This window comes from Streptomyces sp. NPDC101152 (assembly GCF_044768275.1).
In the GTDB taxonomy this organism is placed as follows: domain Bacteria; phylum Actinomycetota; class Actinomycetes; order Streptomycetales; family Streptomycetaceae; genus Streptomyces.
On the sequence record NZ_JBIWPO010000002.1, the window covers coordinates 96,150 to 110,457 of the forward strand.

At 69.3% G+C, this 14,308-nt stretch carries 12 protein-coding genes; 6 read left to right on the forward strand and 6 right to left on the reverse strand.

From position 1 onward, the window contains the following. Positions 1-39 precede the first annotated feature (39 nt). The 3 genes from ACIRVK_RS02985 to ACIRVK_RS02995 are packed head-to-tail and all read left to right on the forward strand — an operon-like array spanning position 40 to position 3,651. Positions 40-2,454: a glycoside hydrolase domain-containing protein gene (locus tag ACIRVK_RS02985; protein WP_404243346.1), complete on the forward strand. Its 2,415-nt coding sequence runs from the start codon at positions 40-42 to the stop codon at positions 2,452-2,454. A 58-nt stretch (positions 2,455-2,512) separates the two neighbouring features. Further along, positions 2,513-2,971 (forward strand): hypothetical protein, encoded by a 459-nt coding sequence (locus ACIRVK_RS02990; RefSeq protein WP_404243348.1) that lies wholly within the window; start codon positions 2,513-2,515, stop codon positions 2,969-2,971. After that, a complete protein-coding gene (locus ACIRVK_RS02995) occupies positions 2,968-3,651 on the forward strand; it encodes a hypothetical protein (RefSeq protein ID WP_404243350.1) in 684 nt (227 codons plus the stop codon). The genes ACIRVK_RS02990 and ACIRVK_RS02995 overlap by 4 nt, the downstream gene beginning before the upstream one ends. 240 nt (positions 3,652-3,891) lie before the next feature. Here ACIRVK_RS02995 and ACIRVK_RS03000 read toward each other — a convergent pair whose 3' ends face one another. After that, positions 3,892-4,095, reverse strand: a complete 204-nt coding sequence (locus tag ACIRVK_RS03000; RefSeq protein WP_003992177.1) for a cold-shock protein — start codon at positions 4,093-4,095, stop codon at positions 3,892-3,894. 287 nt (positions 4,096-4,382) lie between these two features. On the opposite strand from ACIRVK_RS03000, the gene ACIRVK_RS03005 reads away from it, so the two are divergent. Together ACIRVK_RS03005 and ACIRVK_RS03010 are read left to right on the forward strand one after the other, a co-directional pair. Beyond that, entirely contained in the window at positions 4,383-5,231 is an 849-nt protein-coding gene (locus ACIRVK_RS03005) for a menaquinone biosynthetic enzyme MqnA/MqnD family protein (RefSeq protein WP_404243353.1), read from the forward strand. Positions 5,232-5,291: 60 nt separating this feature from the next. Beyond that, on the forward strand, positions 5,292-7,013 hold the full coding sequence (locus ACIRVK_RS03010) for a protein kinase (protein WP_404243355.1): 1,722 nt from the start codon (positions 5,292-5,294) through the stop codon (positions 7,011-7,013). A gap of 7 nt (positions 7,014-7,020) precedes the next feature. Here ACIRVK_RS03010 and ACIRVK_RS03015 read toward each other — a convergent pair whose 3' ends face one another. Beyond that, on the reverse strand, positions 7,021-11,580 hold the full coding sequence (locus ACIRVK_RS03015; protein ID WP_404243357.1) for an FtsK/SpoIIIE domain-containing protein: 4,560 nt from the start codon (positions 11,578-11,580) through the stop codon (positions 7,021-7,023). Between the two features lie 274 nt (positions 11,581-11,854). Here ACIRVK_RS03015 and ACIRVK_RS03020 point away from each other — a divergent pair, with 274 nt between their 5' ends. Continuing rightward, positions 11,855-12,154 (forward strand): WXG100 family type VII secretion target, encoded by a 300-nt coding sequence (locus ACIRVK_RS03020; RefSeq protein ID WP_404243359.1) that lies wholly within the window; start codon positions 11,855-11,857, stop codon positions 12,152-12,154. Between the two features lie 82 nt (positions 12,155-12,236). On the opposite strand, the gene ACIRVK_RS03025 is transcribed toward ACIRVK_RS03020, so the two are convergent. From ACIRVK_RS03025 to ACIRVK_RS03040, 4 genes are all read right to left on the reverse strand, one after another. Beyond that, the gene (locus tag ACIRVK_RS03025; RefSeq protein ID WP_404243360.1) at positions 12,237-12,542 is read right to left on the reverse strand and encodes a hypothetical protein; all 306 of its coding nucleotides are present in this window, start codon (positions 12,540-12,542) and stop codon (positions 12,237-12,239) included. Between the two features lie 57 nt (positions 12,543-12,599). After that, positions 12,600-12,908 carry a plasmid mobilization protein gene (locus ACIRVK_RS03030; RefSeq protein WP_404243362.1) on the reverse strand — a complete coding sequence of 103 codons (309 nt, stop codon included), beginning with the start codon at positions 12,906-12,908 and terminating at the stop codon, positions 12,600-12,602. 78 nt (positions 12,909-12,986) lie between these two features. Beyond that, positions 12,987-13,655 carry a hypothetical protein gene (locus tag ACIRVK_RS03035; protein WP_404243364.1) on the reverse strand — a complete coding sequence of 223 codons (669 nt, stop codon included), beginning with the start codon at positions 13,653-13,655 and terminating at the stop codon, positions 12,987-12,989. A 36-nt stretch (positions 13,656-13,691) separates the two neighbouring features. Beyond that, a complete protein-coding gene (locus ACIRVK_RS03040) occupies positions 13,692-14,240 on the reverse strand; it encodes a hypothetical protein (RefSeq protein ID WP_404243366.1) in 549 nt (182 codons plus the stop codon). Positions 14,241-14,308 lie beyond the last annotated feature (68 nt).

Here is a 14,308-nt window from a genome sequence, read left to right on the forward strand (position 1 = left end):
TACCTGCGTACCCGCGCATCCGCACGAGAGGAACATTTCGTGTCAGACGAACAAGTGCTCAGAGCCCAGAAGTGGGTGAACGCCACCTACAAGGGCGTCGCCGGTTACGTCGCCTGTCCGGAGGACGGGCACACCGGTTGGGGGACCATGTACTCCCTCGTCATGGGCCTCCAGCACGAGTTGGGCGTCAGCCCGGTCGTCGCTTCGTTCGGCCCGGGCACCTACTCCAAGGTCGACGCCCTCGGCGACATCGGCTTCAACTGGGACAAGAACCGCAACATCGTCGCCATCCTCCAGTACGGACTGTGGTGCAAGGGCTACTGGGCCGTCGAGCCGGGCAGCGAGGGCTGGTTCACCGGCGTCACCCGCGACGCCGTGGCCAAGCTCCGCGGCGACATGGGCATCGGCGGCGAAGGCGTGATCAACGCCAAGATAGCCAAGGCCATCCTCAACATGGACGCCTACGTGGTCGTGGCCGGCGGCACCGACGGCATCCGCGCGATCCAGCAGTGGCTCAACGGCCGCTACTGGAACCGCAGCGCCTACTACATCGGGCCGTGCGACGGCATCTACTCGCGCGACGTCCAGAAATCGCTGGTGATCGCCCTCCAGTACGAGCTGGGCATCGCCTCGCCGAACGGCAACTTCGGCCCCGCGACCCAGTCGGGCCTGCAGAGCCACACCCTCGCCCAGGGCGACTCCGGCGTCTTCGTCCAGCTCTTCTCCGCCGCGTGCCTGTTCAACGCGCCGACGTACGACAGCAACGACAACCCGGTCACCACCACCTGGCGGTCCAGCTTCGACTCGGGCCTCGCCGAATGGGTCTCGGTCTTCCAGAAGTTCAACAGGCTTACGGTCAACGGCCAGGGCGACTACCGGACCTGGTCGCAACTCCTTGTCTCGATGGGCGACCCGGATCGCCCGGCGACCGGTTCGGACACCCGGTTCGAGATCACCGCCTCGCGCGCCAAGTGGCTGGCCGGCAACGGCTATCGCTTCGTCGGTCGCTACATCTACGACCCGCCGAACTCCACGCTCGACAAGGAGATCAAGCCGGGCGAGCTCGACACCATCTTCTCCGCCGGCCTGGCGGTGTTCCCGATCTATCAGGACAACGCCCGCCAGCTGTCCGACTTCACGTACACCAACGGCTACCAGCACGGCCTCAACGCACACAAGCACGCCTCCGACTACGGCTTCGACCGGGGCACCACCATCTACTTCGCCGTCGACTACGACGCCACGGGCGAGGAGATCGCGGGGGCGGTCGTGCCGTACTTCCAGGGCGTGCAGGCTGCCCTGGCCAGCCAGGGCAAGAAGTACACGCACGGCGTGTACGGCTCACGCAACGTCTGCACGATCGTCAGCAACAAGACGTTCGCGCGCTTCTCCTTCGTCTCCGGGATGTCCTGGGGCTTCTCCGGCAACCTCGGCTTCCCGATCCCCAGGAACTGGTCCTTCAACCAGATCAAGGAGTTCAAGGTCACCAACGGCACCGACTCCTTCGACCTGGACAACGACGTCGCCTCCGGGCTCGACCGCGGAGTGTCGTCGGTCAACGACAAGGGCGGCCCGGCGGACGGCTTCATCGCGTACATCCAGAAGCTGTACGACCTCGCCGGCGCGTACGGTGCCACCGGCCAGAAGCGCAGCCAGCTGGTCATGGAGTACATCCGCCACTACGCCTACGGCGACCACGGCACGGCCAACAAGCTCGGCTGGTGGTACCTGATCGGGTCGTACGACTCAGGCTTCGTCGACTACTGCGACAACCACGGCATGAGCATCCAGAAATCGTTCACCGACCCGTTCACCGGCTACCAGCTCGGCGCCGAGCACATGATGGCGACGGCCAACGCCCATCTGCTGACGAACCAGCCGGACAACAAGAAGTCCGCGAACGGCGGCGACGTCGGCGGCTGGGCCGGTGACCTGATGACCTTCTGGGCCGACTGGCGCAACTCCGAGCAGCAGTACGCGGACCCGCTGAAGTTCGCCCACGACAAGCTCGGCGTGCCGGGCGTCGCCTCGTCCTTCGGCTTCGACGACCTGATCGAGGACGCGGACGGCTACCTGCTCGCCAGGGCGGTGCTCGGCGGCAAGAACATCGTCGACGCCGTGAAGGACCACTACAACGGCAGTGGTGGCCTGACCCGCTTCAACGCCTATTTCACGGGGCGCTGGGGCAACGCCTCGGACTGCCAGGACTCCGCCCACAACGCCCTCACCGCGCTCGACGGAACCCTGTCGGTCGCCCAGGCGTACCTCATCACCGGCGCGGGGGCGGTGCTCCCGTCCGACTACCAGAACCTGCCGGGCGGCTACGACAAGCTCAGGAACTTCGAGCAGGGCTTCGTCGACGCACTGCTCGCCCGCATGGGAACGGAGAAGCGGAAGCTGTCCGTGTACAAGGAGAACCACGCGCGCTACCTGAAGGCGGTGCGCGCCCGCTGAAGAGGCGGAACACAGCGGAGAGCCAGGCAGAGGCATGAGGGCATGAGGGCATGAGGGCATGAAGACACTAGGACTCCTCGCGGTCATCGTCGTACTCGGCGCGTGGCTGGTGTGGAACGCGTGGAACGTGTTCCGCCTCGTCACCGGCGTACGGGACGGCTCGTGGCGGCGCCCCCTGTGGTGGACACGCCTGTGCTCCGTCGCGCTCTTCGCCGGCTGCGCCGCATGGATCCGGGGCCTGTTCGCCGCCGGCCTGGACGCCCGCAAGACCTGCCTCTTCGTCCACCACGAACGCTACGACGAGGCGTACCGGCAGTCCCACGAGGCCGAGTTCAGCAAGATCTTCCCGCTGCACAACATGTGCAACGCGCACGCGGACCTGGTCCCCGCCTGGATCAACCCGACGATCGTGGTCTGCGGGGTCGTCGCCCTGGCCGCCGCCGCGGTCCTTCTGTGGTCCGTGACCGCGCACGTCACCAGACTTTCCCCACCTGCGAGAAAGGAGCACCAGTCATGACCCTGACTGGTCTGTCACGCCGCCGCTTCATAGGCGCCACATCCTCGGCCGCCGCCACCGCGGCGCTCATCAACGTCGGTGGCGCGGACACGGCTGCGGCCGCCCCGGACAAGGGCGCCGAGCCCCATGCCTGGACGGGAAAGAAGTCCCGCAACGGCTGGCCCGTCCTCGCACAGGCGCCCAGCCACCGCGTCGAGGGCAGCAGTCAGCAGGTGCGTCTGGCGGGGGGCGACGCAGCGGTGATCCTCCTCCACGTCGCCCGCCGCTTCCACTACGAGATCGACTCCCTGCGAGCGGGGGACGTGCACGGCTGGACAGCCCACGCGGATGTGACGCAGCCCTACGAATCGAACTACCTGTCGGGCAGCGCCCTGGCGATCCGCCCGCTCTGCTACCCCGGCGGCTCGAAGGGCAACTTCTACCCGAACGAACTGGTGGTCATCCGCGACATCCTCAGCGAGCTCGACGGCACCGTGGCCTGGGGCGGCGACTTCGAGACACCCAAGGAGTCCCACTTCGAACTCACGCTCCGCCCCGGCCACCCCCGCCTCAAGGGCGTGGCCCGCAAGATCCAGGGCTGGCAGACAGGCCCCGGCGACCACGGCGCGGGCGCCACCGACGCCTTCGACCCACGCCGTCGCAAGGCGGCTCTCGCGTTCGAGCGCCGCATGGCGAGCTGAGCCTGTTCCGCGCATGAAGCGGCGGCGGACCCCGGCTGCTCACGCAGTCCCGGTCCGCGCCGGCGTGGTCGCGGGTGTGCGCGTCACCCGGTGGGCGGCGGCCGGGCGGGTGACCCACGCCGGGCGGGCGGGGGACGGTCCCCGGGGGCAAAGGCAGGAGCCCCGGCGCCTTGCGGCGTGGGGCTCCTTGGGTACTGCTATCTGTTCCGGATCAAAGCACCAGGCTCCGAGACCGAATGATCAGACGGGGGTGACGTTCTCCGCCTGCGGACCCTTCGGGCCCTGGGTCACGTCGAAGGAGACCTGCTGGTTCTCCTCCAGCGAACGGAAGCCGCTCGCGTTGATCGCGGAGTAGTGAACGAAGACGTCGGGGCCGCCGCCTTCCTGGGCGATGAAGCCAAAGCCCTTTTCGGCGTTGAACCACTTCACGGTTCCGGTAGCCATAAGCCCTCCTTGGGCCCAAAGGGTTGCCCTGCTCCAGAACCCTGCAAGCGTGAAAGCAAGTGCCGCACAACTGCATACGTCTGAAAACGACTAGAGCCCGCGGTTACATGCTCCGCAGGCTCTGTACTGCAAGGGAAACCAAACTGCAACTTGCGGCGAGCCTAGCACGCGGGCAGCCGAAAGCAATAGAGGGCAAGATCACGTCACCCGGATGTTTGAATGATCCGAGAGCGGTTGACACCGGGGCCGAAGTCTGGAGCGTACCCCATAGGGTCTAGCCTCGCGATGTGGACAATTCTCGCACCCGGCCGCGCGTCGGCCACATCCAGTTCCTCAACTGCCTGCCCCTGTACTGGGGGCTCGCGAGAACGGGCACGCTCCTCGACTTCGAGCTCACCAAGGACACCCCGGAGAAGCTCAGCGAGCAGCTGGTGCAGGGAGACCTCGACATCGCGCCCATCACCCTCGTCGAGTTCCTGAAGAACGCGGACGACCTGGTCGCCTTCCCCGACATCGCCGTCGGCTGCGACGGCCCGGTCATGTCCTGTGTGATCGTCTCGCAGGTCCCGCTGGACCAGCTGGACGGCCGCCGCGTCGCCCTCGGCTCGACCTCGCGCACCTCCGTGCGCCTGGCGCAGCTCCTCCTGGCCGACCGCTACGGCGTCCAGCCCGACTACTACACGTGCCCGCCCGACCTCAGCCTGATGATGCAGGAGGCCGAGGCGGCCGTCCTGATCGGCGACGCGGCCCTGCGCGCCAACCTCCACGACGGCCCGAAGTACGGCCTCGCGGTGCACGACCTCGGTGCGCTCTGGAAAGAGTGGACCGGCCTGCCGTTCGTGTTCGCGGTGTGGGCGGCCCGCCGCGACTACCTGACCCGCGAACCGGTCATCACCCGCCGCGTCCACGAGGCCTTCCTCGCCTCCCGCAACCTCTCCCTGGAGGAGGTCGGCAAGGTGGCCGAGCAGGCGGCACGCTGGGAGGCCTTCGACGAGAAGGTCCTGGAGCGGTACTTCACCACCCTCGACTTCCGCTTCGGCGCACCGCAGCTGGCGGCGGTCGCCGAGTTCGCCCGCCGCGTCGGCCCGACGACGGGTTTCCCGGCGGACGTGAAGGTGGAACTGCTCCAGCCGTAACCTGCATCTGAGCGTTGTGGGGCCCGCGGGGCCCGGCGCCGCACGGGGGAGGGGACGGCCATGCAGCCACTCGGGGTCGACGAGCCCACCGCCGTGGGGCCCTACCGGCTGCTCGGACGGCTAGGCGCCGGCGGCATGGGCCGGGTCTACCTGGGCCGCAGCGCCGGCGGCCGCACGGTCGCGGTCAAGATCGTGCACCCGCACTTCGCCCTCGACGAGGAGTTCCGCGCCCGTTTCCGCCGGGAGGTGCAGGCGGCGCGGAAGGTCGGCGGCGCCTGGACGGCCCCGGTGCTCGACGCCGACCCCGAGGCACCCGTCCCCTGGGTCGCGACGGCGTACGCGGCGGGCCCGTCGCTGGCGGCGGCGGTCGCGGACACCGGCCCGCTGCCCGTCCCCTCGGTACGCGCGCTGGGCGCGGGGCTGGCGGAGGCGCTGGCCGCCGTGCACGACCTGGGACTGGTGCACCGGGACGTGAAGCCGTCCAACGTGCTGCTCACCCTGGACGGCCCCCTGCTGATCGACTTCGGTATCGCGCGGGCCACGGACGGCACGGCGTCCCTCACCTCCACCGGCGTCTCGATCGGCTCGCCCGGCTACATGTCCCCGGAACAGATTCTCGGCAAGGGCGCGACCGGGGCCGCCGACGTCTTCTCCCTCGGGGCGGTCCTGGTGTTCGCGGCGACCGGGCAGCCGCCGTTCCCCGGCGACTCGTCCGCCTCCCTCCTCTACAAGGTCGTCCACGAGCAACCCGAACTCGGTCCCCTGAGCGGCGAGTTGCGGGAGGTCACCCAGGCGTGCCTGGCCAAGGAGCCGAGCGAGCGTCCCACCCCCGCCGAGCTGGCCCGCAGGCTGGCCCCCGAGGGCGCGGCACGCCTGGTCGCGGGCGGGTGGCTGCCGGGCACGCTGGTGGAGCAGGTGAGCCGGAGCGCCGTACGCCTGCTGAACCTCGAGCCGGCGGAGGTGACGGAGGCAGTTGAGGCGGTGGAGGCCGCTTCGGGGCCGGTGGGGTTCAGCAGTCCCTCGGTCGCGGGTGGCGAGTGGCCCGGGCAGCGGACCGTAGGGGAGTTCGGTCCGGCTCCGGCGATGGCGGAGAGCGCGCCGACCGCCGTACCGGAACCCCGGGACGCGCCTCCCGTCGAGCAGCGGCCCGGCAAGGTGTCCGTCTCCGTGGCGGCGACGTCCGTGCCGGGGGAGGGCGGGCGCGGACGGCGGCTGAGCTGCACGGTGGCGCTCGCGGTGGCGGGGGCGCTGGCGGCGGTGACCGTGGGGACGGTGTTCCTGGTCGACCAGTGGCGGAGCGGGGGGAGCGGCGACTACGAGGGCAGCGCGGGCAGCAGGCCCCCGACGGCCTCCGCCACGCCGAGTTCCGCGACGTCGAGTTCCGCCACGCCGAGTTCCGCGACGAGCGACGCCGCGAGCCCGGGTGCCGGTGCCGTGCCCGTCTCCTACCTCGGCACCTGGGAGGGGTCGGCCACGGCGCTCAACGGCACTCTTCCGGTCGGGACCTTCCGGCTGACGGTCCACCATGCGTCCGTGGGACAGGAGTTGGGCCGGCTCCGGCAGACCGACCAGCTCGGCGGCATCTGCACCGACCTGCTGACCGTGAAGACGGTGACGAGGACGGAGCTCGTCGCCACCTCGGTGGGCGCCGCCTCCAACCACGAGGGCTGCAACCCGACCCCGCACACCGTGCGGCTGTCGCGGGTGGGCGCCGACCTGAAGTACGTCTCGGACAGCGAGGCGGAGGGGCACCCCACGGCCCAGATGGCGAAGGTCGGGTAGCGGGCCCCTACAACGGCGTGGTGACCGTGACGTGCTCGCCGGTGCCCAGGTGCAGCATGCCCTTGCCCGGGGTGATCGGGCCGCCGACCATGCTGCGGTTGGTGCGGATGCCGATGAGCTCGCCGGAGCCAGACTCCTGCGGGGAGAGCAGGATGCCGCGGCGGGCCTTCTTCGCGTCGACCTGCCAGCCAGAGAAGCCGTCGCAGATCTCGTCCTCGTCACCGGCGATGACGACCGCGAGCCCCTCCTCGCCGCCGCGCTCCACGATCCGCTTGAACACGTCCTCGGCGTCGCAGTCGTCCAGCACCTCGGCGTCGTCGACCAGGACGACGACCGGGTCCTCCGGCTTGGCCGTGTCGACCAGCTCCGTCAGCTCGTCCTCGTCGACGTCCCGGCCGGTGAAGACCTTCAACACACCTTCCTGCCCGTCCAGTTCACGGAGCGGGGAGGGACGCGGCGCCGCGATCACGAGGCGTACCCCCTTAGCGAGGTAGGAGCGGGCGAAGCTCAACAGCACCGTGGAACGGCCCGACTTGGCGGGACCGCCGACGACGAACGCCGGCACGCCCTGGGCCAGGTCCGGCCCGAACGCGGTGAGTTCGTCGCCGCCGACACCCGCCAGCGCCCACAGCGGGGCGGAGGCCGTCGCCACGTCGCGCATCGCCCACGCGTCCTCGAAGGAGATACGGCTCGGCAGCACGTCCACGCGGAACGGGCGCAGCGAGCGCGGCACCTGGGAGTCCCGGGCGGCCGCCGCCTCGCCGATGGCGAGCAGCGCGGCGTTCTGACCCTGGCCCGTCGTGTCCTCGGACAGCAGCGCGAACTGCGTCTCCGCCGCCGTCTCACTGCGGAAGGCGCGGCCCGGCGGGATCTCCTCGGGCACCTTGCGGGAGTTGATGTCCAGCATCGAGAAGTCGGCCCGATCGGCCAGCCGCAGACCGTACTTGTCCTCGGTGAGGGACGAGATACGGCCCGCCAGCAGCTGCCGGTCACCGGTGATGACGACATGGAGGCCCACGCTCGCACCCTCCCGCATCATCGCCATGATCTGGTCGGTGAGATCACCGTGGTTGTGCTCGCCCAGCGTGGGCAGCCACCCCTCCCACCGGTCAAGGAGCACGACGATGTGCGGCAGCCGCTCCTCCACGGACACGGCCGCCCGCTGCTCACCGATGTCCGCGAACCCGCGGTCGGCGAGCAGCTCCTGACGGCGACTCAGTTCTCCGCTCAGCCGGCTGACCAGCCGCTCCACCCGCTCCAACTGGTTGCGGCTGACGACCGCGCCGCAGTGCGGCAGCCGGGTCAGCGCGTTGAGCGCGCCGTTGCCGCAGTCGATGCCGTAAAGGTGCACGTCCGCACAGGAGTTGGTGCGGGCCAGCGAACCGGCGATGGTGCGCAGCACCTGCGAACGACCGGTGCGCGGGGCACCGGCGACGATGAGGTGCCCGAAGGTCGCGAAGTCGACGGCCACCGCGCGGCGCGCCTGGTCGGCGGGCAGGTCCTCGACGCCGTACGGGGCGGCGGGCAGCGAACCCTGGCCGGCCGGGGTCGGGACGTCGTCCAGCAGCAGCGTGTCGTCCAGGGCGGGCAGCCACGGCGAGTGCTGCGCCGGGATGCCGAGCGCCCGGTTCGCCTCCCGCACCGCGTCCACGAGCACCTTGAGGTCGGTGATCTCGTCGTCCTCGCGCGCCTCGGACTTGGGCTTGGCGAGCGCCGCCCGGCCCAGGTCCTGCCAGGTCAGCGGACCGGCCCAGGGCGCGAGCGTCGCCGGATCGGCGGCCCCGGGGCGGCGCCCACCGACGCGGCCCGACTGGAACGGGATCAGCGAGGCGTGCCCGAGCCGTACGTACGCACGGCCCGGCGTGCTCTTCGCGATGTGCCCGGCGTCGGGCGCGTCGATGACGTCCGTCGACTCCCCGGCGTCCGTCACGCGCAGCGCGATACGGAGGTTGGTGTTGGCGCGGATCTCGGGAGACACGACACCGGAGGGCCGCTGCGTGGCGAGGAGCAGGTGAATGCCGAGGGACCGCCCGCGCTGGGCGATGTTGACGAGACCGGTGACGAAGTCGGGCAGGTCACGCACCATCGAGGCGAACTCGTCGATGACGATGAGAAGCCGGGGCACCGGCGGATGGGACGGATCCCTCCGCACCAGATCCTGGTAGTCCTCGATGTCCTTGGCGTCGGCGGCGGCGAGGATGTGCTCGCGCCGCTTCAGCTCCGCGCCCAACGACTCCAGCGCCCGCTCCACGAGGTGGGCGTCGAGGTCGGTCACCATGCCGACGGTGTGCGGGAGTTTGACGCAGTCCTTGAACGCCGAACCGCCCTTGTAGTCGACCAGGACGAAGGTCATGTTCTCCGGCGTGTTCGCCACCGCCAGCGCGGCGACGATGGTCTGCAGCAGCTCCGACTTACCCGAACCGGTCGTACCGGCGATGAGCCCGTGCGGCCCGTCCCGCCGCAGGTCGATGCCGAACGGGCCGTCGTACGACTCGCCGATGACGGCCATCGTCGACTGACCGCCCATCCGCCACCGCGCGGCGATCGCGTCCCGCGTCGGCGGCTCCAACTGGAGCACGTCGAGCAGTCGGCTGGAGCCGGGCAGCGCCGAGTCCTCGGTCTCCCCGCTGATGTCACGCAGCGGCGACAGAGAACGGGCGAGCCGGGCGCACCAGGCGGCGGAGACGAAGTCGGGCCGTACGTTCTTCTTCCGCAACGCCCCGGTCTGCTCGACGCGCAGCCGCAACTCGGGCGCCCTGGCGGCGAGTTCGTCGGCGCTCTGGGCACTGGGATGCCAGGCCTGGAAGGAGGGGAACCCGCCAACGGCCTGCTGCGCCACGGGAGTCGACTGCTGGGGGGTGTCCGTCTGCCGCGGCTCGGCCACCACGAAGGCCTGGCACTCGCCGGGCAGGAACCGCTCCTCCTCGTCCAGGCAGATCGCGTAGATGGCGACGGCCGGGCCCTCCCGCAGCAGCCGTACGACACCGGGCATGGACCGCAGCCGCCGCGAACCGTCCCACACGACGACGATGTCCGGGTCGGAGAAGGCGGGCCCGTCCGTCTTGCCGCGCCCACCCTGCTGCAGCGCCTTCTGACGGGCGTCCAGCACCTGCGTGAGCTCACCGACACGCGCGCCGACGGTCTCGGAGTCCGTCCCGATCAGGACGTTGACGTCCTGCCCGCCGGCCGGGCGGGCGTGGGGCAGCCAGCGCACCCAGTCCCAGCGCTCACGGGCGTCGTTGTCGGTGAGGACGTAGAACTGCACGTCCATCGGGCTGTGCAGCACGGCGGTCTGGGCGACGGCCCAACGCCCCAGCGCCGGCGCGGAGTCACCGGGACCGGCGACGCCGATGACGCCGAGCTCCCTGAGCGGCAGGGCCACCGGCGCGTCCTCGATGAACCAGCGGACCTTGCGCTTGTGCTCGTCCTGCTCCGGGTCGTCGAGCTCGACCTCCGAGGGCACGCGCCCGGTGCCGAACCGGATGAGGAGATGATCCGCGTCGGTACGTCTGCGCTCCCACAGACGGGTACGAGGTCCCGTCCCGGTCGCGAGCACGGCCGCCGGGTCGGGCACGGCCTGCCGCCGGTCCGTCCGCTCGGCGACCAGCGCGTCCTGGGCGTCCTTCTCGATCCGCGCCTTGTGCTCCTGGTACTCCTTGCGCTGCTTGGCGTGCGACTTCCGGCCGTGCTTCTTGTCCATGAAGTAGTTGCCGAACAGCATGACCGGGCTCATCAGAGCCATGATCAGGTAGTACCAGCGGTGAAACATGAACACGGACACGACGGCCCCGACGAGCGGCAGCAGCGCCATCAGCCACGGCAGCGGCCGGGCCTCGTAGTCACCGGGCGGATTCGGCAACGAGAACGACGTCTGCCGCTCGGCGGGCCGCAGCCGCGGGGGCCGGTTGTAGTCGAGGGCGGCACCGTCGTCGGACCACTTGAGGGCGGCGTTGGGAGGGGAGTAGGGGCCAAGTTCGAGCAGCGTGTTACCGAGGGCGAGTTGGGCCCCGAGTGGCCAGTCGCCGCCGCTCTCGAATACCTCGCCGTCGAGCCGGGGGGTGTCCTCGCTGGTGTGGAGGGCGACCTGGCACGTCCCGTCGATGGCGATGGAGAGGGCGGCGGCGCGGTCCGGAAGCTCCGGGTCGTCGATACGGATGTGAGCGGCCGGCCCGCTCCCGATGTCGTACCGCCCGACCCCGAGCCGATGCACGGCACCGGCACCCGGCCCACCCGCGACCCTCAACTCCACGATGCCGGTGGGTTCGCCGAGGATGCACCCGGCCGGATCGTGCAGGCTGACGACGACGCCGTCGCGGAGGGGGGAGTTGACGACGGTGGCGCCGGGATCGACGGCGTACCCGTCGACGTAGGCGAGCGGAGCCGAACTGGTGGTGCCGCTGCTCCGGTGAGCCCCGATGGGAATGACCCGAGCATCGTCGCCACCCCAGCCGACGTGCCGCGCCAACTCCTCGGCGACGGCGCCCACGGTGGACTCCGGATCGGCGTCGAGCACCACGTCGGCACTGGCACCGCCGAGCGGGTCGACGACGGTCAGACTCAGACGCACGCTTCGTCCCCCCACACACTTCGGGCACACCACACCGCGGGCACACCCCGTACAACACCTGATCGTGGAAGTGACCTTAGCCGGACGGCCTTTGCCGGAAGCAACGGGATGTGCACCGGTTCACGATTCCCTTGCATGAGGCCCCTGTGGCCCCACCGGTCACACCCGTAAGATCTTTGCTCATGCGGACGGCCCAGCCACGGCCACGGCCACGCATCCGCCAACAGCGCCACGGGGGAAGGCCCTGCGGCCACACGAACGGGAGGGGGCCGTCATGGCCAAGGACACGGACCTTACTTATCACGAGATGGAGAAGGTCGCGGGTGACCTGATCAAGGACATGCACGACCTGGAAGACAAGATCAAGAACGTCGAGAAGCGCGTCAGCGCCCTGGTGGAGAACGGCTTCACCACCCAGAAGGCGTCCGGCGCGTACGACGACTCCATCAAGACCTTCACCAAGGGCGCGGCGAAGACCATCCAGGGCCTGCACGGCCTGTCCGACTTCCTGAAGAAGGCCAAGGAAGCGTACGAGCAGCTGGACGAGCAGCTGGCTAAGCAGGCGAAGGGTTAGTCCGGGCCGCCGGATTCGGTCGGCGCTCTGCACGGGTGCGACGAGGCATATGTTGCTTGCCCCGTCGCACCCGCGTTCCAGGTCAGACCGGCACGATGTGAACATCCACCGGATGCATCAAGGCGAGGTACGCCTCGATGTCCCCGGGGTCACTGGTGAAGACCACGGCGCTGCCATGCTTCACGGCGGATAGTGTCACCCAGGCGGCAACCGTGTCCGGCTTCTTCTTGGGGGGAAGCTTCGCCGCCCCCAGGGCCGTACCGAGGCGCCGCCAGTCGAGGACGTGCTGGTGCCCCGCATGGCCGGTTCCGAGGCCCTGGCCTGCGAAATCGTGCAGTCCCTGAGAATCCCGGCCAGGGCGTGCACCACTGCCGGCCGGGGTCGCCACACCTGGGCGAGTACGGGCCACGGGACGACCGCTCGATGAGGAGTTGCCCGAAGCCCCTCATGGAGCGCGACCGCCTTGGCCGTAGACGAGGTTGAGCACGGCCTGGACATTTCGATGTTCCTGCTCCGTCAGGTGCTCGTCCGCCGTGCCGGCCCCCGGGGCGAGGGAAGCCGCCTCCGCCTCCGCGGCCGCGATCAGGGCATCGACTTCCGAGAACTGATCCTCCATGGCCTCGGTCTCAGCCATCTGCCGCGTCGCGGCATGCACGAGATACGCCGAGACATCCATACCCGCCCGCTCGGCGTGCTGCCGGATGCGATCGGCCTGCTCTTCGTCGAGGCTGATACTGATCCTGGTTTTGGCCATGGGGAGAGGGTATGACGCGTATTTGGGCTGTTCAGGTGGGAATGTGTCCTGCCGGCAGCGTGTTCCTGGCGAAGCCGGTCAATTCTGCTGCGCCTCGGCCAGTGGAGACTCGAAACTCGTCAGTTCGGCGATCTGACGGAGAATCGCGCGGTATTCCAAACGTCGCTCCACCGCGGTGGTGCTCAGCATGAGAACTGCCATGCGCCTGCAATCCGGGTGAGGAAGGTAAGCCTGGATCTGTAGCAGGGGGAGCGCAGGGATACCGGATCCAGGCGACGCCGTTCGCACGGTCTCGCCCATGGACGCGGGTCCGCTGGGGAGTTCCAAGTACTCGATGTCGGAATGCTCCTCCGCTGACGCCACGGCCCGTGCGGCGTTGACTGAACGTGGAGACCAGGCGATGTCCCGCCACGACACCGTGAAGAGGGAATGCAGGGCTTGACCGCTTCCTGCCCCCAAGTCGTCGTGGTGTACTCCGAGCGAGCAATGGACCGTGCCCACCTCGCGCAGGGCGCGGAGGAGTTGTTGTCCCGATGCCAACTGGGCGATGAACTGTTGGCGAGCCATCGCGTCGGGAAAGGCCGCCACGAGCGGAGCGATCGCTTCCCTGAGCCGGTCTGCCTCGGCGGATGCGGGGGAGGCGAGCAGGACATCGAGTGGCATCTCGGTGAAACCGCCGGGGACGGCGAACCAGATGCCGGCATAGGGGTCGTTGACGGAATCGTCGATGACGACGCGCGGCTTCATGTCTGTGAGGTCCCGTTGTTGTCGAGGAGGTCACGTTCAGGCGGGGCGTACTCCGGCGCGGCGACCACGTTCGATGTCGTCGTCAGTGGCGCCCCAGTCCGCGAGGGACAGCCCTCCGGTCGCTGGAGTCTGCTGATGCAGGAAACGGAGTCGGCGGGGCATCGAGCCGTCGACGGAGGGCGCAGCGATCACACCGATGAAGCGGGGGTCACCCGCGAGCCACACGACGCCGATCTGGGCCTTGAGCTCCGACGCCGCGCGAGGAGCCATACGCCGATGCCACCAGCCAACCCCCCAGTGCCGGGAGAAGACCAGGGGCAGTTTCTCCTCTGGCCGTGCGGGGTTGGGGAACTCGAACCAGCCGAATTGCCGGCCGACGACATCCGTCCGTTTGGTGAGGCCGTACGACATGTCACGAACGAGCTGCCATGGGTACGCCTGCAGGACTCGCCGCATCCGGAATACCCAAGCGATGATGAAGAGCTGCAGGAAAGCCCTGTGGAAGCTGTATACGAGAAACGGCACAATGAGGATGGTGTATCCAGGGCTCAGGAATACGGTCAGGATTGCCAAAAGGGCGAACACCGACACACTCCAGGCGATGAGGGCAGCTACATTTATTGCCAACTGCCTACCCCACGCTTGCCTGGTGG